The following is a 25,397-nucleotide window of genomic DNA, read 5'->3' on the forward strand; positions in this document are numbered from 1 at the left end:
TCGCACCCGTCACCGATACGGGCACACCGAGCCGGTACGTCGGGCGCTTTTATGCGTCGACCGACGAGACGAGGTATGGCTGACCGGTTCCGGTCCACGGAGGGACTGATCGACGCGCTCGCGACCGCCGAGTTCGACCGACCGCCGGCGCTCGTGAGCAACGCGCACATCACCGGGCTCGGGGTCGCGCGCGCCCTCGACGCCCACGACGTGCCCGTCATCGCGCTCGACCGCGCGGGCGACGGCGCCGACACCGAGGCCGAGACCGTCGCACACGACGGCCTCGCGCCCCCCTCTGGCGCGGTCGACTACGCGGGGGCGGTGACGTACCCGCTCGACGACCTCGACGGGTTCCGCGAGGACGTGGAGGCGATCGTCGACGCGGCGGGCACCGAGGCCGTCGCGTTCGGCTGCATGGACGAGTGGGCGCTGTCGTACGCCGAGGCAGACCCCGATGGCGTCCGGCTCCCGTTCGCCGGGAGCGAGACGCTCGACGACGTGCTGAACAAGTCCGAGCTGTACGCGACCTGCGAGGAACTCGGCGTGCCCTACCCGGAGACGTACCGGCTCGAAGCGACCGCGGCGAGCGGGACCCGCGAGGCGGACGCCACCGTTGACGAGGCCGCGGCGGCACTCGGCTTCCCGCTGGTGGTGAAACCCGAACTCAAGCGCGACTTCGAGGAGGCGTTCGGCACCAACGTGATCGAGGTCGCGGACCGCGAGGAGTTCGCGGACGTCGTCGCGGCCGCGGCCGACGAGGGCATCGCGGTGATGGCTCAGAAGCGCGTCGACATCGCGACGGGACGGGACCACTCGCTGGCCTCCTACGTCCCCCCGTCCGGGAGCGACGACGCGCTCGCGGTGGTCGGCAACGCGGCGGTCCGGTACCCGCGAAACTTCGGCACCTCCTGTCTCGTCGAGACCGCGGACGAGCCGGCGATCCGGGAGCACGCGCTCGCCGTCCTCGATGACGCGGGCTACCACGGGATCAGCGAGGCGGAGTTCGTCTACGACGCCGACCGCGAGGAGTTCCTGCTGCTCGACGTCAACACCCGGCCGTGGAAGTGGATCGGGATGCCCGTCGCCGCGGGCGCGAACCTCCCGATGGCCGCCTACGCGGCGGTCACCGACGCGACCTACGAGTCGTCCGGAATCGAGCCGATGCGGTGGGTGTACCTTCGCGACTACCTCTCGCTGCTCGCGGGCGACGACGCGTTCTGGGACCAGCTGTCGGCCGCCGACTGGCGGCGGCTCGTCTCCGGCGCGTTCGAGCGCGAGGGCGACCTGACGGCGGGCGTCTACCGCCCCTCGGACCCCGATCCGGCCGCGAAGCTGCTAGAGACCGAGTTCGTCGACCGCGAGTACTACTGCTCCTGTTGAGGCGCCCCCGACCGGGAGACGCGTGAGCGACTGCGGAACGCAACGATTAGTTCGCCCGCCGACACAGGGCGCGTATGGACTTCTTCGAGGCGCTCGCGGACCGGATCGAGGCCGTCGACAGCGTCGTCTCGGTCGGGCTCGACCCCGACCCGAGCCGGCTCCCCGACGCCGTGGCCGACGCCGATCTACCGCGGTGGGCGTTCAACCGCCGGATCATCGACGCCACCCACGAGCACGCCGCCTGCTACAAGCCGAACGCCGCGTTCTACGAGGATCCGGACGGCTGGCGCGCGCTGCGCGAGACCGCGGCGTACGCCGAGGGGAAGGGCGTCCCCGTCCTGCTCGACGCGAAGCGCGGCGACATCGGCAACACGGCGCGGCGGTACGCCGAGGTGCTCGACCACGTCGACGCGATCACGGTGAACCCCTACCTCGGGCGCGACTCGCTCCAGCCGTTCCTCGACCGCGCGGACAAGGGCGTGTTCGCGCTCTGTCGCACCTCGAACCCCGGCGGCGCGGACCTCCAGGATCTCGAACTCGCCTCCGGCGAGCCGCTGTACGAGCGCGTCGCGGCGCTCGCGGACGTGTGGAACGCGAACGACAATGTCGGACTCGTCGTGGGGGCGACGACGCCCGAGGAGCTGGAGACGGTCCGCGAGATCGTCCCCGAGATCCCGTTCCTCGTTCCCGGCGTCGGCGCGCAGGGGGGCGACCCCGAGGCCGCGGTCGAACACGGGCTCGCCGAGCGCCCGGACCTCCCGGTCGACGTCGGGCTCGTGAACTCCTCGCGCGGGATCATCTTCGCAGGCGAGGAGTCGAGCCGGCCCGGCGACGAGGCGACGTACTTCGGCGCCGCGGGCGACGCGGCGAAGCGACTCAAGAAGCGGCTGAACCGGCACCGCTGAGCCGTCGCGTCGCGACGCGTTAGCGCCGCCCGGCGACGCAGGCGGTACAGGCTCGGGCCGTCTCGTCCCAGTGGTCGTCGCAGACGGCGCGGCCGCAGCGGTCGCAGGCGCGGCTCGCGGTAGCCGCCTCGCAGATCTGGCACAGTCCAGTGCGGCTCACGGCGGCGGTTGGGTCGGACGGCTTATGACGATCGGGGGCGACCGCCCGGTATGCGCCAGTTCGTCGTCATCGGCCGCGACGTGCCAACCGATCCGGACGCGATATCGCTGTCCGACATCCCCGGGGCCGGCCGGCTCGACCTCCTCTGCCGGTGCGTGAGCGCCGGCGTCTTCCTCTCGCACGGCATCCGCGAGTCCGTCCGGGTCCACCTCGCGATCGCCGACGAGTTCACCGTCTCCTTCGACTCCGACGCGCTCCGGCACCTCCACCCCGACGAGCGCAACGTCGCCGCGCGGGTCCGCGACGCGCTCGACGCGCGAGACGAGGCGATCGGCTACATGCCCGCAGACGTCTCTCCGGGCGTCGAAATCCGCCGGATGGGGCTCGACGCGACGCTCGACCGGCTCGTCGGCGCGGACGGCCGCGGCCCGGACGGGACGCTCGTCCAGCTCCACGAGGACGGCGCCCCGCTCATCGACGCCGAACCGCCGGAAGATCCGGTGTTCGTGCTCTCGGACCACCACGACTTCGCGCCGGACGAGGCGGCTGCGGTCGACGAGCGCGCCGACCGCCGGCTCCGGGTCGGCCCCGAACTGCTCCACGCGGACCACGCGATCACGGTGGTCCACAACTGGCTCGACATCGACGGGTACGCCAGCTACTGACTGCGGGACGGATGACCGCACCACCCCCCGGCAGCGACCCGTCGCCGCCCGACCGAGAGACCACGACCGCGCCCGACGCGGACTCCCGATTCGCGGTTCCACTCCGCGGGGTGGCCGTCGACCCCGAGACGCGCTGCGCCCACTGGGACGACCCCGTCGACGTGGTCGCACTCCGGTTCGGCTGCTGCGAGGCGTACTACCCCTGCGACGCCTGCCACGACGCCGCGACCGACCACGAGGCGGTCCCGTGGCCCCGCGACCGCTTCGACGATCCGGCGGTCCTGTGTGGCGTCTGCGAGACGACGATGACCGCGAGCGAGTACCTCGACTGCGACGATACGTGCCCGGCGTGCGGCGCCGCGTTCAATCCCGGTTGTCGGAAGCATCGGGGCCGGTACTTCGAGGTGGCGGGCTCGGGGGACGAGGACGGTGACGACGGTTTATAACTGATGGCGCGGCAGCGGTGGCGTGTGCCTGCGAGCGCCCGACGGGCGCGAGTCAGCACGCGCGAGGGAGTCAGGCGCGACGAGGGCGACTGAAGGGAGCCCGCAGGACGCGCCTGACGAGGCCGGGGAGGCGTGAGGTGCGGTTGCGGTGCGGGACGGGACTCGAAGGGGCAGTCGCGAGGACGAAGACGCGCGACGTAAGGACCGCAGGGAGCGAGTGAAACGAGCGACTGAGGACCGCAACGAGCGCATCGAGTCCTCGCGACTGGGGCTTCGTGGTACCCGCGTCTGGCGTCGATGAACTGGATATTCTATCGACTCCTCGCCCCTCCGGTCCGCCTTGATCGCCCCCCTTTCGGAAGGATTAAAAGAACGAACGGCCTTCTGTTGAGTGCGGGCCGGTGGGGTAGCTTGGTATCCTTCGGCCTTCGGGTGGCCGTAACCACGATTCAAATTCGTGCCGGCCCACTTCTCCCGCATTCTCCGCCGACTGCTGACGCGTACATACCTTCGGTGAAGCCGCGGTGTTCCGCTGCGGATGTCACCCGACCACCGCGTTCCGAGACGTGTGTTTCCCGGGCGCAGCGGGGAGGCCGAAACGGCGGAAATCGCGGTCCCGTCGCCGGTGATCTGAAGTGTAAGGTATCCGGGACGATCGGTCGAACAGCTCCCCGATCGGCTTCTCGAAACGAGACACTACAGCCAGATATTTTTCCGTTTAGAACCCCTCTTGATCGGTAGTTGGAATGTCGATCGATAACCCGAATGAAGCCGCCACTGCGTCGATCGAAGTCTTACATGTCGACGACGATCCCGCGTTTCTCGACCTGACCAAATCCTTCATCGAGCGGGAGCTCGGCGACGTCGAAATAACCACGGTTGCCAGTCCGGACGCGGTGCTCGACACGCTCGACGAGCGGTCCGTCCACTGCGTCGTGAGCGACTACGAGATGCCCGGGACGGACGGACTCGAACTGCTCGACGCCGTCCGCGATCACTACGCCGACCTCCCCTTCATCCTCTACACGGGGAAGGGCAGCGAAGAGATCGCGGCGCAGGCGATCAACGCCGGCGTGACCGGGTACCTCCAGAAGGGCGGCCCCGACCAGCACCGCCGCCTGGCCAACCGGGTCAAGCACGCCGCGACGGAGTACCGCGCCCAGATCGAGTCGGAGCGGTACTCGACGGTCCTCCGGGCGCTCGACTATCCGATCTACGTCGTGAACGCCGAGGCGGAGTTCGAGTACGTCAACGAGGCGTTCCTCGACCTCGTCGGCTACGACAGGGAGGCGATCATCGGTAGCCCGCCGGGCAAGATCAAGACCGACGAGGGTGTCCAGCGGGCGAACGACATGCTCGCGACGATCGTCTCCAGCGCGGGGCCGGAGACGCAGCAGTTCCGGGTGGACATCCACACGAAAGACGGCGAGACGGTGCCGTGTTACGACCACATGGCCGCGCTCCCGTTCGACGACGAGTTCCGCGGGTCCGTGGGGATCCTCCGTGACGCGACGCGCGAACAGCGGCAGCGCGAGGAGCTGATCAGACAGAACAAGCGGCTCGATGAGTTCACGTCGATCGTGTCGCACGACCTCCGGACGCCGCTCCAGAACGCGAAGACGGCGGCGGAGATGGCTCGCGCCGAGAGCGAGGCGACGCACTTCGAGGCCCTCGAACGGGAACACGAGCGGATGGAGCAGATGATCGGCGAGCTGCTCACGCTCGCGAAGGAGGGCGAGTCGGTGTCCGAGCCGGAGCCGGTCGACGTCGGCGCGCTCGCCGCGGAGGCGTGGAAACCGTTCGGCTGTCCGGCCGACACGCTCGACGTGGTGGACGACGAGATCACCGTCTCCGGCGACCGCTCCCGGATCCGGCGGCTCCTCGAGAATCTCTTCCGCAACGTCGACGACCACTGCGGGTCGCCCGTGACCGTGACGATCGGTGCGTCCGCCGACGGGTTCTACGTCGCCGACGACGGGCCGGGGCTCGACGAGACGGACTGCGAGAGCGTGTTCGAAGCGGGGTACACGACCGCCACGGACGGGACCGGGTTCGGGCTGACTATCGTCGAGCGAATCGCCGACACCCACGGGTGGGACATCTCGGTCGGCGACAGCGCGAGCGGCGGCGTCCGGTTCGACGTGACCGTCGACCTGGCGGTTCCCGTGACAGACGACGTACCCGTCTCGCCGTAGCGGGCCACGCCGCGGCTTCGACCGCACCTCGCAGGGCCCTGTGCCCCGAGCGATCGGTCCGCGGACCGGACCGATTGAATAGGCACGGGAACGAGCGATCGATCGATGACACCCGACACCGTCGCGGGCGTCGACTGGGCGGGCGGCGCGTGGCTCGCGGTCGTGTTCGACGGGACCGGCGGGCCGAACGCGCGCCTCAAACGCGACCTCGAAGCGCTGTGGAACGACGGCGTTGATCGGCTGCTGGTCGACGTGCCGATCGGTCTCCCCCACGACGCCGAGACGCTGGCGAAGCGCGAGGCCGTCGACTCGGCCGCGCGGTCGGCCGCCGAGCGTCCGAGCAGCGTGTTCCCCGTCCCCTCGCGGGGCGCGTGCGAAGCGGCCAGAGACGGCGCTGGCTACGGGGCGGTGAGCGAGCGGAACCGGGCCGACCTCGGCAAGGGGCTCAGCCGACAGTCGTACCACATCGCGCCGGCGGTCGGCGAGGTCGACGCGTTCCTCCGGCGGGACGAGGCGGCGCGCGAGGCGGTCATGGAGGCGCACCCGGAGGTGTGCTTCCGCGGGCTCAACGGCCGGCGGCTCGACCACTCGAAGACCACGGCCCCGGGCGTCGGCGAGCGGCTCGGCGCGCTCGACGGGCACCTCGACGACCCGGGCGCCGCGCTCGGTCGGGTCTGTCGACGGCTCGCAGACGAGCCCACCGACGCCGTGAGGGAGGCGGACCCCACCGCCGACGACGCCGTGGACGCGCTCGGGCTGGCGGTCGTCGCCCGCCGGCCGGTCGACGAGCTACGGTTCCTGCCGGGTGACGCGGATCACCGGGACGGCGAGGGGGTCCCGATGCGGATGGCCTACTGGAGCGCGGACCCGTTGGCGTGAGGATCCGCCGGGTGGTAAGGTTGAAGTCCCTCTGTCACCCGCTACGACACGAATGAAACTCTTCTCCTCGCGGGCGGACCGCCGGCGAGGGATCGCGGCCGCGGTCGGCGTCGCGGTCCTCGCAGTCGGGCTCTACGTCCTCGTGAGCCGCTACGCAGGGTTCCTCACCAACGCGGAGGCCCTCCGGACGTGGCTCGACCAGTTCGGTATCTTCGCCCCCATCGTCTTCATCGGCCTTCAGGCCCTCCAAGTCATCGTCGCCCCGATCCCGGGGCAGGTCGTCGCGCTGGTCGCGGGGTTCCTCTTCGGCCCGCTCGCGGGCACGGTGTACAGCCTCACCGGCGTGCTGATCGGGAGCGCGGTAGCCTTCTCGCTCTCGAAGCGGTACGGGCGCACCTTCGTGGAGCGGGTCATCCACGAGGACGTGATCGCCCGCTTCGACGGGTTCGTCGACACAGTCGGCGTTCCCGGGCTGTTCGCGTTCGTCATCATTCCCGGCCTCCCCGACGACGCGATCTGCTTCCTGAGCGGCCTCACCAAGTGGTCGCTACCGACGTTCATGGCCGTCATCGCGGTCGGTCGCCTTCCGGCGTACGTCCTCACCGTGTACGCGGGGGGCCAACTCGCGAGCGGCCGGTTCCTCTCGGCGATGGCGCTCGTCGCGCTCGTCGTCGCCGCGTCCGCGGTCGGGTACTACAAGCAGGAGGCGGTCCGCGACCTCGTCGAACGCGTCGAGCCGCGGCTCCCCTTCTGAGGGCCCGAGACGAGCGATCCGGGGTCAGCCCCACGTCCAGTGCGCGTCGAGGACGAACCGGTAGAGTCCGCTGACGAGGATCGCGACCACGTTCGCGATCAGGTACATCACCCCGGCCCACTCGACGAGCGCGGCGAGCACGCCGAGCTGGATCGGAATCGCCGTGCCGCGGACCAAGTTCGTCTTCAGCAGTCCGGCGAGGTACTCGGAGGCGCCCGTGTTCCGGCTCGCCCGGAACGTCCACGCGTTGTTGAGGACGTACGAGCAGACGATCGTGATCTCGATCGCGATCGTCGCGCCGACGATGTAGTTCAGTCCCGCGGTGTCGACGAACAGCCAAAGCAGGGCGAGCTGGAGCCCTGCGGTGAGCGCACCGACGACGACGAACCGGCGCATCTGGACCGCGATCGGTCCGCTGGCGAGGTCGCGGAGGACCGCTCGAAGCATCACTTATACCCGAGCGCTTCGAGGCGAGCTTCGAGGTCTTCGTCGACCTCGTCGTCGCCGCGCTCGGCGGCGGCCGCCTCCGCCGCGGCGCCGCGCTCGCGGAGCAGTTTCGCGTGGGAATCGACGACCGGGGCGAGCCGGTCGATGACTGCCTGTCCCTCCGCGTCGGGGTCGACCGCGAGGTTCTCTTGTTGGGTTGGATCCGTGGGACGGTGGTACAGCTCGCGGTCGCCGGCGTCGACGTTCTCGATGTACGTCCAGTCGTCGTCGCGCGCGCTGACGAACAGGTCGCCGTCGGACAGTGACCGGGGGATCGGCTGCTGGGTCACGTCCTCGCCCCGGACGGTCACCGAGACGACGGGGTCAGCAGCGTCGCGGTCACCGTCGCCGCCGGACTCGGACGGCGCATCGCCGACGGTGTCGGAGGGCGTCTCCTCTCCGGCGGCAGAGAGCGTCTCCTCGCCGCCGCCGGAGCGCCTCTCCTCGCCGCGGAGCGCCGGCAGGAGCGACTCGCCGTGCCACTCGAGCACCGGACCGACGCCGAGGAGGTCCGCGACCGTTGGGGGGATCGCATCGAGGCCCACGTGGCCGTCGACGTGGCCGCCGTCGAGCCCGGGCACGTCGGCCACGAACGGAACGTGGATCAGCTCGTCGTACAGCTTCGGGTAGTGGGCGAGGTGGCCGTGTTCCTGGAACTCCTCGCCGTGGTCCCCCGCGAGCAGCACCGCGGTGTCGTCGCGGACGCCCGCGGCGTCCAAGGCGTCGAGCAGTCGCCCGACGCTGGCGTCGACCTGCCGTACCGTCGCCTGGTACAGCGTCCGCAGTTCGCTGAGCGTCCGCTCGCCGACTTCGAGGCCGAGGCTCGTCCGGGCGTGCGCGTGGAGCATCTGGTGCGTGCCGACGATACCGTCGGACACCTCGCGGATGTAGCGCGGCGCGGGGACGTACGGCGTGTGCGTGTCCATGTAGTGGACCCAGAGGAAGAACGGCTCGTCGGTGTCGTCGACGAACCCGGTCGCGGCGTCCTCGACGTCGAACATGCGCGAGGCGTCGAGGAACGGGCGGTCGTCGCTGTCGCCGCGGAACTTTGAGCCGAGCCGACGGACGGGCGAGGTCGCGAGCTGGATCCACGCCTCGACGGTCGGGTGGGCCGCGAGGTACCGGCTGTAGACGCTGGATCCGACGCTGGTGACGAACGGCTCGAACTCGTCGAAGCCGTCGGGATACCCCCAGTGGTCGGTGAGGAATCCGTTCGCGGCGTTGAAGCCGCCGGTCGCGATCCCGGCGTCGGAGAGCACCTCCGCGAGTGTCACCGACTCGTCGACGCCGATGTCACCGGACCGAGTGAACACCGGTTCCGAGGCGAGGATCGACGGGAACGAGAACGGCGTCCAGTTGCCGGTCGCGAACGCGCGGTCGAACACGGTTCCCCCGTCGGCGAGCCCGTCGATCACCGGCGAGCGTCGCTCCGGGTCGTACGGGGAGACCGCGTCCGCCCGCAGCGAGTCAACCGTCACGAGGACGACGTTCGAGACGGCCGCGTCGTCGCTCGGCGTACCGGGGTCTGCGGCCGTCCGGGTCGACGAATCGGATGTCATAGAGTACGCAGCGGACCCCCCGCGGCCGCGCCTCGGGCGGCGGCGCGCGGAGCGTCACGAGTATACTTAAATGCGGTTTGCCAGCGGTTTGAGGATTTCGATCCCTCCCATCTCCCGGAGCGCGGCAGTCCGTGGGTGCGTGTGCGCCCGCGTCGAGCGTAGCTATTTGCCCGTCCCGCTCCTCGACCCGACCATGCGCGAGACGCCACAGAGCGGACCGGTCGACGCCGCGGCGCTGCCGGAGTCGGTCCCCGACGACGAGATTCCCGAGTCCATCCCCGCCGAGTCCAGAGCGATCGAGACCAGCGGTGCGACACTCCACGCCGTCGAGGCCGGTCCGGAGGACGGGAAGCTCCTCGTGCTGCTCCACGGGTTCCCCGAGTTCTGGTACGGTTGGCACGAGGCGGTCGTCCCGCTCGCGAACGCCGGCTACCGCGTCGTGGTCCCCGACCAGCGCGGCTACAACCTCTCGGCGAAGCCGTCGGCGGTGCGCGATTATCGGATCGGCGAACTCTCGCGCGATGTCGTCGACCTGATCGACGCATACGACCGCGAGACGGCCGCCGTCGCGGGGCACGACTGGGGGGCCGCGGTGGCGTGGTGGCTCGCTCTCCACCACGAGGACCGTCTCTCGGAGCTGGTCGCGGTCAACGTCCCGCATCCGACGGTGTTCGAGGAGGCGCTCCGGGGGTCGTGGGACCAGCGGCTCAAGAGCTGGTACATGCTCGCGTTCCAGCTCCCGAAACTGCCCGAGGCGGTCGCCAGCGTGGGGAACTGGCGGCTCGCGACGAACGCGCTGCGGGACACGAGCGCACCCGGCACCTTCACCGACGAGGACCTGCGCCGGTATCGCCGGGCGTGGAACCGCGACGGCGCGTTCGAGGCGATGGTGAACTGGTACCGCGCGATCGTGCGCGACCGCCCCGAGCCGATCAAGAGGGAGGTGGCCGTCCCGACGCTCGTGATCTGGGGCGCGCAAGACCAGTTCCTCGCGCGCCGACTGGCCAACGAGAGCGTCGACCGCTGCGCCGACGGTCGCCTGCTCGCGATAGAGGAGGCGAGCCACTGGGTCGTCCACGAACACCCGCACCGCGTCGCCGAGGCGATCGCGGACCACGCCGACCCTCTCCCGCCGGGCGCGCGCGAGTGAGACCGGCCGTTTCGAATACTGTCCCCGCCGAGTCGCCACAAAGGTTATATCTGTCCTCGGCCAAGGGACAGATATGAGCAAACACTTCGAAGACGCGCGGTACTACCTGGGTCGGGCGGCCGAACACGCGAAGGCGGGCGTGGTAGAAGAGTTAGAGCCGGTCGAAGCCCGCGTGAAGGAGCTCGTCGGCCGGGAAGACGAGGAACCGGAGCCGGAGCCGTCGCGGCTGGACAAGCTCCAAGCGGACCTGAAGGACCTCGAAGAGCGCGCCGAGGGCGAGGCCCGCGAGGCGGTCGCGTCCGCCCGGAAGCGCGTCGCGGAGTACCGCGGCAAGGACACCGCCGCCGAGTAGTCGCGCCGCGTCCTATCGGATCGGCGGCTCCGCTCCGGCGGTTTCGTCCCCACCGATCCGTTCGTCAGCGGGAACCACCGCGTACTCGATGCCCGCTTCTTCGAACAGCGACCGCACCCGTTCGATGCCCCGCTGTGCGTCGACCTCCGTCGCGCGGTAGTGCCGGACCGGGTGGCGGATCCACGACGGCTCCCAGTGGGCGTACACGTCCGTGGTCGAGCGGTCGGGGCCGACGTACAGCGCGAGGTGGGGCTGGTCGTCGCTGGCGAGCGCGCCCTCGGGGTACCACGCCCAGCTCGCGACGGTCGTCTCGGGCGGCGTCTCGTAGTCGCGGTACTTCAGCGAGGAGACGAGGTTGCGGACGAACCCGAGCCGGTGGAGCTGCGCTTCGACGAGGGGAAACGGCTCGCGGAGCGTGAACGCGTACTGCTCGCGCGGCGTCTCGCGCTCGGCGTAGAGCCCGACAAGCGACAGGGGCGCGTGGAGGAGGCTCGCGACGCTCTGTCGGACCCGTTCGAGGAACCGGAGTTCGTGGGTCACGGCGGGGGATCCGAGCGGGTCCGGGATGTACTTTCCGCGTAAGGTAACTCTTAAGTCCGGAGGTCGGATACCTCAAAGTGAGCGGGTTGGTGGTCTAGCTAGGTTATGACGGCTCCTTCACACGGAGCAGGCCGGCGGTTCGAATCCGCCCCAACCCATACGCGCTTCGCGCGTCTATGAAGTAGTGAATCACCAGAAGGCGGAGCCTTCGCCTTCCACCCCCTCAGCAATTCACTAGGTCACCGGCTACTTTTGTCCCAAACCGCCATACGTGGCGGGGTTCAGCGAAAAGTAGTGCCTACAACTACTAATAACCGCCTGCTGTTGTGAATGAGTAACAGGGGCCGCCCGATTAGCTGTAATGGAAGATGGAGTTTCAAAGGATTCTATTGGTTCTGTTCAAACAATTGCCACATCGTATTGGAGATTTTGAGAATCTAGATATCAACAATCTCAATGGGATTAAGTATTATCAAGTATATTGACAAAATATGACTGAGGTCGAGCTTACGAAATTTGGGTCATTATTTCCCCAGTCTGTATTCAATATACCCCGGTATCAACGAGGGTATTCTTGGACCGAGAAAGAGGTTAGAGATCTGCTAGAAGATATTGAATATACTCTTGAACAACGGAGTTCATCTCAAAGTGATTTTACACATTACTTTGGAACGGTTGTTCTACAAGACACGGGTACAGAGGAAGGACAGGCTAGAAATTTTGACTCGTATGATATCATTGACGGGCAGCAGAGACTCACTACAATCTCAATTTTGGTTTCTTGTCTGAATAACGAACTCAGTAAATTATCTGATCTTGAACTAGAAGGTGAAAATCCCGTACACCCCGGTAGTATAGCAGAGGATAACCGAGAAGATTTCATATATAAACACGGCACTGAACGGATATCATTAGATTCGATAAACGATAGAGTGTTTCAGGCGATCGTTACTAGAAATGAACCATCGAAAAAAGTTGAAGTCGAAAACCTTGCGCAGAGAAGGCTGCTCGATTCAAAAGAGATAGTCACCAATTGGCTTCAAGACCATAGACATAAGGGAGACGTCGAATATTATGAATTTCTCCGAAACTTAGGCAAAATAATCAACGATGGGTTGGAACTTACAACGTATATCATAGATGACGAGACAGAAGCAGGACGTCTCTTTGAGGTGGTGAATGATCGCGGTAAAGACCTCACCTCACTTGATAAAATCAAGAGCTACTTAGTGTACTGTGCGGCGAGACAGGATGACCCCGAATTGTCAAAGAAAGTCTATCGGAAAGTTGGTGAAGTAATTCGGAATATCACCCAACAAGGTGGTGGTGATAAGGAGATAGAGACGTTTGTCAATCATCATTGGAAATTATTCTCAGGTGAGCTAAACAGATACCGCCAGTCAAATAGCGAATATATTGAAATTAATCGTCGCATAAAGCACTTAGAAAAGCATGCCTCTCTAGATCAGAGGCAAGAATCAGTCCGACAGTGGATCGATTCATATCTATCCAGCATTACTGAATGTTCGGAAATATACCACAAGATCGAAAACCCACAATTAATTGATGTCTCTGATTCAGAGTACGCCAAAGAGATTATATCTGATCTTGAAGGTCTGAATGACTTGCCAGTTGCCAGTAATTTCTATCCTCTATTGATGACAGTCTATCGTCAGTACGGATTAAGCAAGGAACTGGCAACAGTAGTGGATCTGTGTGAAAAGCTATCTTTCAGAGTGTATAATATTGCAAACAGACGGACTGATGCGGCCAAAGTCTCCCTTAGCAGACATGCTTACTGGATAGAATGGTCGGGTAACAAGTCTAAGGCTAAAAAGGTGTTCTCGGGTGAACAGAACACTCTAAAATTCAGTAGCCTTTCTGAAGCAGTTAGTAAGACCTGTGAGATGATTGAATCAGAGATTGGAAATCATTGTCCGGATACATACTTAGCCCAATGTTTGCTTAGAGATGATATCTTTGACGGATCTGATGCTAATGACGGATGGACTGGTGTACGAAATGATAATTCGATCAAATATCTACTGTATCGATATGAAAAGCATCTGCGGAGTAAAGGCTCAAAGTCTTCAATTTCCCAAATACCTCCCTACTCAAAGTGGAAGGCAGAAGGCATTAGTTTAGAACATATCTACCCACAAACACCAGAAAATGAAGTTGATGAAAAGTTAGCGAATCTCTGTGATTCTCTGGGTAATTTGGCCTTGCTTGGTCCTGAGGATAATTCCGGAGCTAGCAACTTGAGCTACTCAAAGAAGCATGATCGCGTTTATTCTAAGTCATCGATGAAGATGATTGAGGATCTTCCTGATCCAGCTATTGGTTGGACTCCTGCGGAAATTTCAGAGAGAGCGAGGAAGATTACCGAATTTGCATTGACTGAGTGGGGAGGTCTAAGCAAAGCACACGTACATGTCAACTCCGCACCAGCGGATGTAGATGAATCAGAACTGACCGGGATAGCACACGAAATCCGGTCCGATTATAAGATGAGATTCGGGTCTAGTATTCCGTCTGTTCATATCCAATCTTCAACGGCATCAGAAGATGAAGAGTGGGAAATTGTCTATAGCTGTCCAAAGTGTGATAGCACACTAGTTGATTTACACTCCAAGGATGGATGGGACGCATCCTGCGCTGGTTGTGGCGAAAAATTAGAACGGCCAGTCTACAAGACACACATGAACAAATACGGGGATGTGGAGCAAACAAAAATAACCTCCTCCCACTGAATCAGATCACATACTTCCTCAAGTCAGGACCACCCAGTCTAATTCAGCACAATTTAATCGAGGAAGTCTACTCAATTTGGTATCCAGAAGTCAAACGATATTCAACTGCGGGGTTCTCGCCTGAACATAGGCGATATTCGGTCCCGTCTTAGTGATACAATTGATATAGCGTTCAGACAAGACGAAGCCACTCTCGTTGAAGCCCTCCCTGCGATGGGAAAGAGCTACCATGCCGTTGAGTGGGCTGAGAATACGGGTAATCCACTAACGATCTTCACCTCTCGACGAGAATTGTACGGACAGTACGAGAAGTGGTGTGAGGAACAAAGATTAGACTACCTCGTACTACCGGCGTTTCAACATGAGTGCGAAACCATTGGAGAGGATTATACCATTGAGGCGAGAGTCAATGAGCTGTATGAGTCCGGTATTTCGGGAGCAGAAATCCACCGAGAAGCACAACGGTACTTTGGCAGAGATCTCCCGTGTCAGCTTGACGGCCCCTGTCGGTACATGGAGAAACAGGAGTTCAATCCCGAAGAGTACGACGTACTGATCGGTCACTACCTCCAAGCTCACAATAGAGACTATCTCGAAGACCGCTATGTCGCGATTGACGAGTTCCCTAGAGACTCTTACTTCTTTGAGCCGACTCACAACGAAGCAACGAGAGCGGTGAGTAATTACCTGAAAAGTGAGGATGCTCTCCCCTTCGAGAACTGGAAAGACCTCCATCGTCGGCATGATAACGAAGAACACGAGGAGGTTGTCTCCGAGTGGAAGGAGGACTTGGGATTCTATTCCCACCGGGATACACGAGTTGTCCTCCAACAGAGTCCTCACTTCCATGCTCACGCTCCACTGCTAACTCATGCTGCCATCGAGTTCGATCTCTTGGACAATGAGTGGGAGTATGCCACACTCGGCTCCGGTCGAGTAGCAGTTAGAAGTCCCGAAGACGAGTGGACTGTTCTGATTCCCCCGCCGTTCTACGCCGCAGAGAGTGTCGTCGCTCTGGATGGAACCCCTACTGTCTCGAAGTGGCGAATGGCCCTTGGAGAGAACTGGATAGAACATGAGGAAGTCTTGGACTCGGAGGAGGAGAAGCGGGCATACCTCCAAGAAGTCCTTGAACTCGAAATCAAACAGACAGACGCTGGAGCGAAGCCGTATCAGAGTGGGTCTCACGTCAATGTCGACTCTGACGGCGCACTCTTAGAGAGTATCCACGAGGAGGAAGGCTCCCGTCCAGCTGTCATCACCTCAAAGCAGGCGAAGGAACGGTACGAATCGACTGGCATACAAGAACACATTGAGGTCGCGGAACACTATGGGAACCTCAAAGGGAGTAACAAGTTCGCAGAAACACGGCTTGGGGTGATCATCGGTAGTCCCCACCCTCCGGAGGGAGAAGCCGTGATCCGTTGGGGAGCGATCGATGGTAGAGCGGTTTCACGAGAAGAGGACAAAGACGGGAACGTCAAGAAGGGTATGAACTTGAGTTTCGGAGGCTTCGGTAACGCACTCTTCGCAGACGTCGTCGAGAAGGAAGTTCTACAGGCTGTGATGCGCTTCGGCCGGACTCCAAGTGATGGGGAGAAAGGTGCGACAGTACATGTTCACACTTCGCGCTTGCCTTGGTGGGTGGAAGCTGACGAACGCTTGGAGGTCAGCACTTGGTCTAAGGGGATGGTCGAAGTTGTGAAAGCGATCCGTGAGTCCGAGAAGTGGCCCGATGGTGAGTGGAAGAACGGCGAGATCGCGGCGGAGACCTCAATTGGCGATCGACAGGTAGCCGAGCTGATGAAGGAATTAGAGGAAGAGGGATACGTCACTCATCGTCGCGGTGGGCGCGGGAACGCGTATCATTGGTCGAACGTGTGCCTCAGCGAGTTTGCTCGGTACGGGCGCGTGGTGTAGTGTTTCCGAACTCTGGCGTACTTAGACTATACGTGATAATTCCAAAATAGTCGTTCGCGTAGTAGTAGCGCATTGAGTCGGCACTACCTCTTCCGTGTTCGTTGTCTATTTCTCTGCTGTGACATATAGCTACCAAATATTTATAATATAAATAAGTCTGATAGGTCGACGGGCAAGACGTTAGATCCTGCTTCGTTCGTGGCTGGCGGTCATATGAATACACAGTCCGCGTGAGTGAGTACCATACGATCACCCGTAGTTACGCTCCTTTGAGTCGGAGTACTGTTCGTATCTGTGTCACAAGGCATACTGAGGCCGTGATAGTAGTGACGGCACACCGCTCGGCCTCACGCGCGCTGCGGCAACAACAACAGCAGCGCCCGCCCGCACACGCATACTAGCACAACATACAGCTACCACTACAGCAACAGCTACCTTTCAACAACAGCTACCACTACAGCAACAGCTACAGCACTACTCCCTCCCCTCAATGCGTTATAATATACAATTCGTACTATTATAGCTAATAGTAAGATGATTAGAGTCACTACTTCTTCCCCTCAATGCGTTGTAATTTGGTATTAAAATAGACTAATACATACTCGTAGATTGGGCCAGTCAGGATCCTGTCAAGTGTAGCTCGCGAACAGGAGCCTGACGACGAGAAAGTGTTCTATGTCTCAGAGCGATTTAACGGTGTCTGATAGGCCCGCAGTTGGATACCCCGGTGGTCTGAATGGATAGGTTCGTCTTGGTATGAAAACTGCTCCTGAGTCGTCTGAGAGCCTCGGGGCGCAAAGCTGCGGAGGTATTTATATAACATTTCGTATAGTATTCTTTTCTACCAGATAAAATAAGTTAAGTTGGAACATTCATCGGTCTACTGAGCGCGTTAATATGTGACCTGCTCTCAGAGATTTCTGATCTGAGGTCAGAAAATACTGGTCACCCTATGAGTCACATTTTGGAGAGACAGAGTCTCAGAAATTGAGAGCGTATGGGTGTTATTAAAGATGTATCTAATTTAATAGCGGTAGTAGTGGTCCGGCTTCTTCCCCAACCCTGAAACCAAGGTATAAAAATCTTCGGAATAGGGGACGGAGTAGAGGGGCTATTACGGGCATTCTGTAAGGGTATATAAACCCTTTACCATTAATAAGAGTGGGAGAGGACAGAAACGAATCCTCCCTTGTCATCTATTATGCGTGAAACGACAATCAGCGTCAGCCGTGCCGAAAAGGACGCACTCGACGAAGCACGACTCGTGATGTATAAAACTGATGAAGTACCCTACGGAGCTGTAATCTACGAACTCGCTGGCCGCATAACTGACGCCGAAGAATAGTGATTGCTGTCGATTTTATTTTCATAATTTAATGCCTTCTACTCACAAGTCTGCCGAGAACTACTACTGTACCGAGACGTCGAATAGCGAAGCGAGTTGTACTTACTGGACGCGCGAAGATGGTCGGGATTTTATCACAGATCCAAATGGCGAGATCGTCAACCTCGCTCGACTAACTGCGTACGCTGAGTACGGAGAGCAAATTAACGAAGCAGAGGCACACCACGAACTATCCACACTCAAAGTGAATGCTCCGGCATTCTTGGCTGCGATACCTAAGAGTGAACATTTAGAATTTCATTCCAAAGGCCCCACAGCATCTGACATAGACGGTATTCCGCTACACCGTGTCGACAGTTGATGGTAGCCGAGACGACTATGCCGGACACCACGAAACCGAACCTGGCGACCCGTCTAACCCAAACCACGCAGCTCGTCGGGAGTTACCACTCGCACCACCATCGGTCAAAGTAGAACGACTACCAGACCCACTCAAAGAACTTGGAGAGCCACTATCCATTGAGGAAGCACGAAAGGCGTACCTACGTACTCAACGAGCCTCATGGACCTCTGATAGTCGTACATCGAAGTATGAACGTCATCGGGATCACCTCTATCCGAGAATCCTCGCTGCCGATCGCCACTTCCAATCAGAGTACGAGGGACTGACTACGGCAATGTTTTCGCGGCGGCTTTCCCCGCTTGATAAGTCGGGAAACTGGCTCACACCGTGGGAGTGTAACGAAATGCTACATGGAGGCAGCATTCATCGCTCGATTCGAGAGGCCATTGACTACCAACTTGACGGGTTCTCGTACGAATGGGTTGCCGTGACAGCGCCAACTCAAAGTGCTGGTACTCCGCACGAACACGTCTATTTCTGGATTGACGATCCCGACGACGAGGTGACGATTGGGTACTTCGAGACTGGGCTTGAGAGGCACCTGGCTCACTGTGTCAATGCGTACCAGAAACATCACCAGTATCGGACTGATGGATCAGGCGGAGCGATTACAGTCCAACATAGTCCAGAGGTCGTCAAAGAAGCGCCGGACAAGGTTCATAATATTCTCGAAGAGAGTTCGCCACGCCCGAACACGCTGGGCGCGCAGTACCTCGCTTCTCAGCTCGCTCATCTTCCTGTGGGGGACGTCTACGATGGGAGTAAAGAGAATCCCCCAGAGGCTCTCCTCGAAGGGGCAGCATTGTCGTGGGCGAGTCCCCGGAACTGGTTCCGAGCGAGTCGGGGAGTCCCGTCGTTGTAGAGTTTCCGTCGGGTAGACCATAGTCATCTTAGTACAGCTGCTGGATGAGAAACGTGCCATATAAGCTGCCTCCAAGGTTCGATTTTGAAAGACGAGACGACTATGGACTGTTGCCAGGAATTGATGTTCAAAGATCTCGGATGATATCTTCAGTCTGCGTGATTAGTCGATCTACCTCACTCAATGTGGGTTCATCTTCATCAGCATGAGCACACTTGTTCCGTAATTTCCCTAAGTACTCAATTTGTCCGTGTTGTGTTTTTGAGATGGTGTCCGCCTCATACAAGGCATCGGCTAACGCTTTGATGCCGTAATCATATTCATACTCAACGTCACGCCCAGTCACTTCACATTCTGTGAGTAAGTGTCGCTCAAGCGCGACACCTGTAACTACCCCCGCTGGCCGAATCAAGTCCTCCTCAAGTAACTGTTTTGCTTGGTGAATCTCCTCATTAGTAATTTCTGTAGAGATGCCTTTCCGCACACGGAGTTCCTCCGCGTCAATTTTCGGAGGGATAGAATTAAGCAGATTTTGTTGAGTTGTGAGATTCCTCCGTAGCGCTGTATTGTAGACCCCCAACCTTGTGAACTCACAATCATCAAATTGGATCACAGATGAGAGGGTGCTATATGCCTGAACGAAGTCCGCTTCTCGTTTTGGGAGGTATGTTGAAACAAGCGTGAGTGCTTGGTTATACCATATCTCGTATTCCTCCATGAGATCTTCAACTCGTACCCAATCCACTCGTTCTGTCTTGATTTTGCTACCAGAGGTACTGTCGTCGGCGATATTGTATGCTTTAGTGGCGAATGAGTCAACTTGCTCACTAAGAGAATTGATTTCTGACTCAAGTCGCTCCCGGTTCATGTTGCCACGCTATTGTTGTTGAACGTATATTATTGCCGCCGCCTACACTCGCAAGTGAGAGTTCAACTCCTTAGCGTTGTTTTCCGTGGAGTAGCTCATAGTCGTCTCCAATGAAGCAGAGTGAGAATTATACTTTGCGTTAGCAATACTCTCCCTCCAAGGTTAGCTGTTATCCAGCCAAATTGTAAGCTACCCGAACAGTTATACAACTATCATGTGTTGGCTGTGAGCGGATGGCACCCCAGACACAGACGATAACTGTTGACCGCGTCAGTAACAGCGGCAACGCCATCGCTGACCAGCAGCACGCTGGTAAGACCGTCCTCGTTCCTGCCGGAGAGGTCGGTGTAGAATACGACGTGCGGTTGGTCGATCAGGGATCTTACTTCGAGGCCCAACTTGTCGACCGTACTGAGCAGACTCAACCCTCGCAACCGAGCATTAGTCCCGACACGAGTAACCTCGGGAAGGGACGCGGGTCGGACTCTCACTCTCATAAGATCCAGTCGTCACCCGCTGGTGGGCGACTGCGTGGGAATCCTGGTGGGTCTGGGAAGAAGCAGCGTCGACGTATGTCTCAACGGAAGAAGTAGAGACTGCGAGCAGTGCGATTATTTTTTAGTTCAGTTCTGACGCCGAGCTACATCTGAGATATTAGTCGCCTCGAAGGATTGATTTTCCAGAGAGATTTCCTCGTAAACTGGCGTTCCAAAGACAAAGACCGGTCATTAATTCTTTATATCAATAATTTTATACTTCTGTAGATACTATGATCAAACACGAATGACAGACGAAAACGCCGAACGTCAGCAGGTCGGACAGGACGATATTGATCTCACAGAGTGGGTCCTTGGATTCGAGATTCGGGTGGACGGGGACATGGTCGGAGCTATCGAAGGAGAACCTGGAACTATCGAGTATTTTACGGTCATTCCAAACCCCGAGTATGAGCATCTCAAGCAGGCTGCCCTCAATGAGTTCATCGAAGAAAGCCGGAATCACGGTGCTACTGAGATCGTCACGAGCGGTCTGATGGAGCCTTCGGTTATCCCAACTCTTGAAGCGGAAGGATTCGAAGAGCGATCCGACGAGATAGGTTGGGTAAAAGAAATCTGAGGACGATCGACCCTCAGCTCATTCGAACAAGTCCACCGATTCTGGATCGGTCACATGCGAGCCGGAATTAGCAGACACTGATACTTCTGAAGCAGGAGTATATTCGTCATCGTACTGGCTCAGAACAGCTTCATTCTGGGCGATGATCTTCTCTACAGTACGGACCATCGAGTCGATCTCGGAAGTCGATTGACTGTCCATCTGCCAAGTCTTTCTGAGGTGGCGGCCTCAAAGTACCGAAACTCGAACCCGCCCTGTGTTGTTACTCGAAATCATCCCGGGTTATCGATTCACCCGCGGTGAAATCTTTCCACGCCTCAGGGTTCTGGAAGCCCATCATGTCGGTCATACTGACTCCGATACCACCAACACCGAAGGCAAAAATCGGGATTGAGTGTAAGTACGCTCCAAGGAGTGCGATACACGGAAATATGAGAACGCCTCCAGCAGTTGCTTTGACCTGTCGATTACTCATTTCGTGTGGTGTTCGAAAGTCTACCTGAGTCGGAATCCCAAACCAATATCGAGAAAAGAACGTACTGCCTCCGAATACACGCCCAAATAGAAAATGGACTAACTCGTGAGCAAATAGACCCGCGGCAGACAATCCAAGTATGACAGCTACGTCCTGAACGAGTCCGATAATCATTGGCAGCTTCCTGTAACGAACTCGTCCGTCTAATACCCAGAGGGTGTTGGGTTAGACCTGCTGTTAAAACACTTCCAGATAGTCTTCGATAATGTCTCTCTCGTCCTCAGTCAGGTCAAACAGGTCGTACACAGTTTCGTCGATCTCCGCTTCCAGCTCTTCGATACTCGTCTCTTCGACGGTCTGTCGATCTGTCTCCAGCGCCTCAATGAGTTGTTCTATCCCCTCGTTCGACCTGGGGATCGGTATCGTCTGTTCTTCTCCCTTCTTCATGCTCCGGCCGTCAACAGCGGCGTGAACATACTGCGCTCGAAGCTTCCGCTCCTCACGGTCACCTCGATCCATGAGCGGATCGGTAATCTCGTCGGAGCGACCAGCGGTAACAGCGAAGCGACCCTCTGTACCTTTCTCCTGTATATCTGCGTTCACCGGATAGCGTCGTGTCTGCCACTCGTAGTCAATGTACCCGAGTTCGCCATCGAAATCTCCGAGATAGGATTCGGGGAAACGGTCAGTCCTACTCTCTAAGTCGATGCTATCGGTAATCTCTCCGGCCCGCTCCCGCAGGGTGTTGAACTCCCCATTCGGTTCCGAAGTTATACACGGAAGCTTTTCGACGTACTGCGAGCGGTACTCATAGTAACCACCCGCTTTGACTGTCGTGATGTGTTTGAAGTAGAAGTCAAGAGCCTTTGAGTTCAACTGGCAAGCGATCTCCTGTGTGTTCTCTCGGAACTGCTCAGTTAGGAGAACACCATAGGCGGTTGTGAAGTACCAAGTCCCCGGCTCATCTATCATAAAGGTGGCATCTTCCGAAATGTGTGCTTGTACTATCTTTGGATTCTCGAACTTGCCGAGGTTCTTTGGGTAGATGTAGCCGTACCAATCATCACGTCCTTCCATCCGCCCTCCCTCTCGATCTTCAAGCGCTTCTTTATGGTCGGTGAAGAAGTTCCATGTCTTTGGAAGATTCTCCTGTAGGTAATCCTGCGAGTAGAGTCCCGCATCAAGTTCTCCGTTATCGTCTTTCTCCGCAAAGTAGGGATGGACAACGTGTAGACCAGACCAATCACCTCGCCAGCGTTTTACTTCGTCTCCTTGGAGGAACGGTCGGAGCAGATCTGACTCAACCTCGTACTGCTTCGACTCGCCCGTAGGAACGACGGTTACAACGTCGTCGGTATCGTCTGACTCTATCCGATCAGCATCCAGTACGTCAACGATGTAGATCTTGTTTGCGCTCGTTCGTATCCCCTGAAACACGGCGTCAGTAACCGACTCAATGCGGTCGTCAGCTTCATGTTCGAGCTTCCGGAAAACTTCCAGCTCTTCTGGAGGCATCATCGACCAGTATCCGTCGCCAAGTTCCCCTTGGGGGAAGTCGAACACGTCGATGAACTCGTCCGAGTACCCCGGGTCTCCACGGTGGTCACGAACAGCGGCGACGATCTCTTCGTCCAACGCTCTCCCTGTGTCCTCATCGACGTTCGCCTTCACCCGGACACACCGAATCTGATTCTCCTCACGAGCGCCTTCGTCCGGTTCGTCTTCCACAATTACGATAGCTGGGTAGTTTGTCGCGTCCTTGAATACGCCTGAATCCCGGAAGTCGTACACTTCATCGAGGGCGGTTTCTCCTCGAAGGACACGACGAAGCCCGTCCCCGTAGTCAGTCACCATGAACTGGTTCGGTGTGATGTATCCGAGCTTCCCCGTTCCTTCTTCGAGCCAGTCAATCCCCCGCTCATAGAACGGACAGTAGAGATCGTAGTTCCCTGTCGTGGAATTGTACAGCTCGTCAAGGATCTCTTTCTGCTGATCGGGAAGGTTCTGAATACGGACGTAGGGAGGATTGCCGACGACGTACTGATACTCCATGTAGTTCTTCACAACGAGTGCGAGGACGCTGTCCTCGAACATTTTGAACAGACGTCCATCACCGTGATCCTCTCGGAGGTAGCGAACCGTCGCGAGAATGTCGTTGACGTACGGCTCGAAGAACTCCTCAACGCCCTCGTACTCACGAGTCGTGTAGCGATGGATGCCTTCTTCGAGGCCACCACCGTACTCCCACCAACTCTCCTGCATATGGAATTTCACCACATCGAGGACGCCCTGTAGAGCCGCGTAATATTCTCCGAAGTTCCGAATCCCAGCGTTCATTTTGGCCGTATCGTACTTCGGCATCCGTACACGCTGGACGAGGAAGCCGTCCTCCAATTCGGAGTCAGCCACCTCATTCTCATCGACCTCGATGGGGAGGGGCACGGGGATCTTCACGTCCTGATTGTCTTCCGTGATCGAGTCGAGCGTCATCTGTGTCTGTCCGTCGTCACCGAGATCGATTCCCGTCAGTTTACGCTCGTTCCGTAGTGAGTCAGTTCGGAAGATCGGAAGCCGCCGGATGGTGAAGCTCTCAGTTTCTCGCTTCGCCTCCCGGTACTCGGGAAGGATAGCGACCATGAAGCGAATCTGCGCCATCAACACCGCGAAGGGATGAATGTCGAGTCCAACGATGTGCGGGGTCGTACACAGTTCGGTAAGATGTTCTGACCAATCGGGGTCGTCGTTGTACCGGCGCACGTCGTCGAGGTAGCGATTGACTGCTTCGACGAGGAACGTCCCGGAACCGCACGACGGGTCGATGAGGCGCTCCTGTGAGACGCCGACGTCGTAATCCACGCCGTCCATGATGTAGTCGATGACCGGCTGTGGCGTGTAGAACTCCCCAAGGGCCTTGCGAGTCTCGGGGTCGAAGTACCGCTGGTAGAGATCACCGAGCGGGTCGCCTTCGATCTCCGCGAAGTCGAACTTGAGAACGGCGAAGGAGACGTGAGCGATAGCGCGACTGAACCGCTCGCGAGTCGCCGGAGTCACACGACTCACCTCACTTCCATCCTTAGCTACGTCGCGGAAGCGGGTGTACGGATTATCGTGTTGGCTCGCAGTCTGTTCGCCGTAGCCGTCCGTCCACCAGATGAAGATATCGTCCTCGAACAGGCTCTGGACGAGTTGGTTCCGCATATCCTCGATCATCCCGTTCGCCGCGACAGGATAGGCATCCAGTTCGATGTTCCCACTGAAGCCACCGAGTTCATCGAAGTACCGACGAAGCCCCTTGCTGTTCGGGAAGAAGTCGTGATCGTCGGTCGCCTTTGCCAGGAGTAGTCGTGCGAGGAGAGCGTGACCGGACTCCAGACAGAACATGAAATCTCGGAGAGACTGGTCTCCCTCAATGAACGGTTCCCATGAATCCGGAGTCTCGTCCGGTTCGCTGGCGTAGCTTGCCTCCCAGAAGTCGTACGCCCCTTTGACGAACTTGGCTTCCTGTTCGTCGCGGAGTTCAACAAGCAAGTCCATCATCGCCGTCACGAGATTGGCGAAGGGGCTGTCTTCCTCCAGTCGGAAGGTCTCGAAGAAGTGTTCCTGTCCGAGCTGACCGTCGAGTTCAACTTCATCGAGGCGGTCAAGAAACGCTGTGACACTCTCGGGGTCACTAATATCCCATTTGGGCTTTTGGAGTGCGGCTTCGAGGTCGGCGGCATCGCTCTCTGTAGCGTCTTCAAGAGAAACCGTGAGAAGTCGAGAGTGACCTTCTCGGCGGTAGATTCGCAGTTCGTCCCCGTTAGTGAGAACACCGTAGTCGGCTTTGAGTTCGTCTACATAGTGGAACAGTTGGTCCTCGTGGGGACCAAGTTCACGACCGCTCGTTTTGAACTCGTAGACCGCTGTGACCGACTCGTTGCTGTCGAGAGTGACGTAGTCCGGACGCCGGTTGTCGGGAAGCGTCCATTCGCTTCGGAGATCGTGTCCGGCTCCCTCGTAACCAAGGAGGGTGTAGAAGTTCTCGTTCAGGAAGGTGTTCTCCACGTCCTTTTCGCTCTGCTCTGTTGAAGAGCGATCTTATCAGCGGATATCACCGGTTTAGAAGGGTGAAGCCGAGGAAATCGAACCTGCCATGGAAATCGATATCCTCGACTTCATCGAGCAGTGTCGTCACCTAGCTAAAC

At 59.3% G+C, this 25,397-nt stretch carries 21 protein-coding genes and 2 tRNA genes; 15 read left to right on the forward strand and 8 right to left on the reverse strand.

What is annotated here, in order from left to right:
• Positions 1-75 precede the first annotated feature (75 nt).
• Both EXE41_RS14895 and pyrF read left to right on the forward strand, forming a co-directional pair.
• Positions 76-1,380 carry a carboxylate--amine ligase gene (locus tag EXE41_RS14895; RefSeq protein WP_094583429.1) on the forward strand — a complete coding sequence of 435 codons (1,305 nt, stop codon included), beginning with the start codon at positions 76-78 and terminating at the stop codon, positions 1,378-1,380.
• Positions 1,381-1,454: 74 nt separating this feature from the next.
• Entirely contained in the window at positions 1,455-2,285 is an 831-nt protein-coding gene (gene pyrF, locus EXE41_RS14900; RefSeq protein WP_086215991.1) for an orotidine-5'-phosphate decarboxylase, read from the forward strand.
• Positions 2,286-2,304: 19 nt separating this feature from the next.
• Here pyrF and EXE41_RS19370 read toward each other — a convergent pair whose 3' ends face one another.
• Positions 2,305-2,445 carry a hypothetical protein gene (locus EXE41_RS19370; protein WP_167373098.1) on the reverse strand — a complete coding sequence of 47 codons (141 nt, stop codon included), beginning with the start codon at positions 2,443-2,445 and terminating at the stop codon, positions 2,305-2,307.
• A 50-nt stretch (positions 2,446-2,495) separates the two neighbouring features.
• Here EXE41_RS19370 and trmY point away from each other — a divergent pair, with 50 nt between their 5' ends.
• The 6 genes from trmY (at position 2,496) to EXE41_RS14930 (ending at position 7,384) form a co-directional block, all read left to right on the forward strand.
• Positions 2,496-3,110: a tRNA (pseudouridine(54)-N(1))-methyltransferase TrmY gene (gene trmY / locus EXE41_RS14905; RefSeq protein WP_137691405.1), complete on the forward strand. Its 615-nt coding sequence runs from the start codon at positions 2,496-2,498 to the stop codon at positions 3,108-3,110.
• A gap of 11 nt (positions 3,111-3,121) precedes the next feature.
• A complete protein-coding gene (locus EXE41_RS14910) occupies positions 3,122-3,556 on the forward strand; it encodes a CHY zinc finger protein (RefSeq protein ID WP_049932924.1) in 435 nt (144 codons plus the stop codon).
• Positions 3,557-3,951: 395 nt separating this feature from the next.
• Positions 3,952-4,024, forward strand: a tRNA-Pro gene (locus EXE41_RS14915).
• A 278-nt stretch (positions 4,025-4,302) separates the two neighbouring features.
• Entirely contained in the window at positions 4,303-5,751 is a 1,449-nt protein-coding gene (locus EXE41_RS14920; RefSeq protein WP_137691406.1) for a response regulator, read from the forward strand.
• A gap of 105 nt (positions 5,752-5,856) precedes the next feature.
• Complete coding sequence (locus tag EXE41_RS14925; protein WP_137691407.1) at positions 5,857-6,630, forward strand: DUF429 domain-containing protein; 774 nt, start codon at positions 5,857-5,859, stop codon at positions 6,628-6,630.
• Between the two features lie 52 nt (positions 6,631-6,682).
• Positions 6,683-7,384, forward strand: coding sequence for a TVP38/TMEM64 family protein (locus EXE41_RS14930; RefSeq protein ID WP_049932921.1), 702 nt, complete (start codon positions 6,683-6,685; stop codon positions 7,382-7,384).
• 24 nt (positions 7,385-7,408) lie between these two features.
• Here the strand turns inward: EXE41_RS14930 and EXE41_RS14935 are convergent, their stop codons facing one another.
• Together EXE41_RS14935 and EXE41_RS14940 are read right to left on the reverse strand one after the other, a co-directional pair.
• Positions 7,409-7,831, reverse strand: a complete 423-nt coding sequence (locus EXE41_RS14935) for a GtrA family protein (RefSeq protein WP_086215986.1) — start codon at positions 7,829-7,831, stop codon at positions 7,409-7,411.
• Complete coding sequence (locus EXE41_RS14940) at positions 7,831-9,429, reverse strand: sulfatase-like hydrolase/transferase (protein ID WP_137691408.1); 1,599 nt, start codon at positions 9,427-9,429, stop codon at positions 7,831-7,833. Before EXE41_RS14940 ends, EXE41_RS14935 begins: the two co-directional genes overlap by 1 nt.
• A gap of 193 nt (positions 9,430-9,622) precedes the next feature.
• On the opposite strand from EXE41_RS14940, the gene EXE41_RS14945 reads away from it, so the two are divergent.
• Positions 9,623-10,579, forward strand: a complete 957-nt coding sequence (locus tag EXE41_RS14945) for an alpha/beta fold hydrolase (protein ID WP_137691409.1) — start codon at positions 9,623-9,625, stop codon at positions 10,577-10,579.
• 73 nt (positions 10,580-10,652) lie between these two features.
• Positions 10,653-10,931 carry a hypothetical protein gene (locus tag EXE41_RS14950; protein ID WP_094552463.1) on the forward strand — a complete coding sequence of 93 codons (279 nt, stop codon included), beginning with the start codon at positions 10,653-10,655 and terminating at the stop codon, positions 10,929-10,931.
• Between the two features lie 12 nt (positions 10,932-10,943).
• Here the strand turns inward: EXE41_RS14950 and EXE41_RS14955 are convergent, their stop codons facing one another.
• The gene (locus EXE41_RS14955) at positions 10,944-11,471 is read right to left on the reverse strand and encodes a hypothetical protein (protein ID WP_137691410.1); all 528 of its coding nucleotides are present in this window, start codon (positions 11,469-11,471) and stop codon (positions 10,944-10,946) included.
• Positions 11,472-11,554: 83 nt separating this feature from the next.
• On the opposite strand from EXE41_RS14955, the gene EXE41_RS14960 reads away from it, so the two are divergent.
• The 4 genes from EXE41_RS14960 (at position 11,555) to EXE41_RS20040 (ending at position 18,754) form a co-directional block, all read left to right on the forward strand.
• Positions 11,555-11,629: transfer RNA gene (locus EXE41_RS14960), tRNA-Val, on the forward strand.
• A 333-nt stretch (positions 11,630-11,962) separates the two neighbouring features.
• On the forward strand, positions 11,963-14,224 hold the full coding sequence (locus tag EXE41_RS14965; RefSeq protein ID WP_137691411.1) for a DUF262 domain-containing protein: 2,262 nt from the start codon (positions 11,963-11,965) through the stop codon (positions 14,222-14,224).
• Between the two features lie 213 nt (positions 14,225-14,437).
• A complete protein-coding gene (locus EXE41_RS14970) occupies positions 14,438-16,144 on the forward strand; it encodes a hypothetical protein (protein ID WP_137691412.1) in 1,707 nt (568 codons plus the stop codon).
• Between the two features lie 1,692 nt (positions 16,145-17,836).
• A complete protein-coding gene (locus tag EXE41_RS20040; protein WP_137691413.1) occupies positions 17,837-18,754 on the forward strand; it encodes a hypothetical protein in 918 nt (305 codons plus the stop codon).
• A gap of 127 nt (positions 18,755-18,881) precedes the next feature.
• On the opposite strand, the gene EXE41_RS14980 is transcribed toward EXE41_RS20040, so the two are convergent.
• Complete coding sequence (locus tag EXE41_RS14980; RefSeq protein ID WP_137691414.1) at positions 18,882-19,622, reverse strand: hypothetical protein; 741 nt, start codon at positions 19,620-19,622, stop codon at positions 18,882-18,884.
• A gap of 783 nt (positions 19,623-20,405) precedes the next feature.
• On the opposite strand from EXE41_RS14980, the gene EXE41_RS14990 reads away from it, so the two are divergent.
• Positions 20,406-20,738, forward strand: coding sequence for a hypothetical protein (locus tag EXE41_RS14990; RefSeq protein ID WP_137691416.1), 333 nt, complete (start codon positions 20,406-20,408; stop codon positions 20,736-20,738).
• Between the two features lie 18 nt (positions 20,739-20,756).
• Here EXE41_RS14990 and EXE41_RS14995 read toward each other — a convergent pair whose 3' ends face one another.
• The 3 genes from EXE41_RS14995 to EXE41_RS15005 form a co-directional block, all read right to left on the reverse strand.
• Positions 20,757-20,939 carry a hypothetical protein gene (locus EXE41_RS14995; RefSeq protein ID WP_137691417.1) on the reverse strand — a complete coding sequence of 61 codons (183 nt, stop codon included), beginning with the start codon at positions 20,937-20,939 and terminating at the stop codon, positions 20,757-20,759.
• Positions 20,940-21,000: 61 nt separating this feature from the next.
• Entirely contained in the window at positions 21,001-21,387 is a 387-nt protein-coding gene (locus tag EXE41_RS15000) for a hypothetical protein (RefSeq protein ID WP_137691418.1), read from the reverse strand.
• Between the two features lie 63 nt (positions 21,388-21,450).
• Positions 21,451-25,257, reverse strand: a complete 3,807-nt coding sequence (locus EXE41_RS15005) for an Eco57I restriction-modification methylase domain-containing protein (RefSeq protein ID WP_137691419.1) — start codon at positions 25,255-25,257, stop codon at positions 21,451-21,453.
• Positions 25,258-25,397: the final 140 nt, after the last annotated feature.

Origin of the sequence: Halorubrum sp. SD690R, from assembly GCF_005435035.1 — an archaeon.
In the GTDB taxonomy this organism is placed as follows: Archaea; Halobacteriota; Halobacteria; order Halobacteriales; family Haloferacaceae; genus Halorubrum; species Halorubrum ezzemoulense.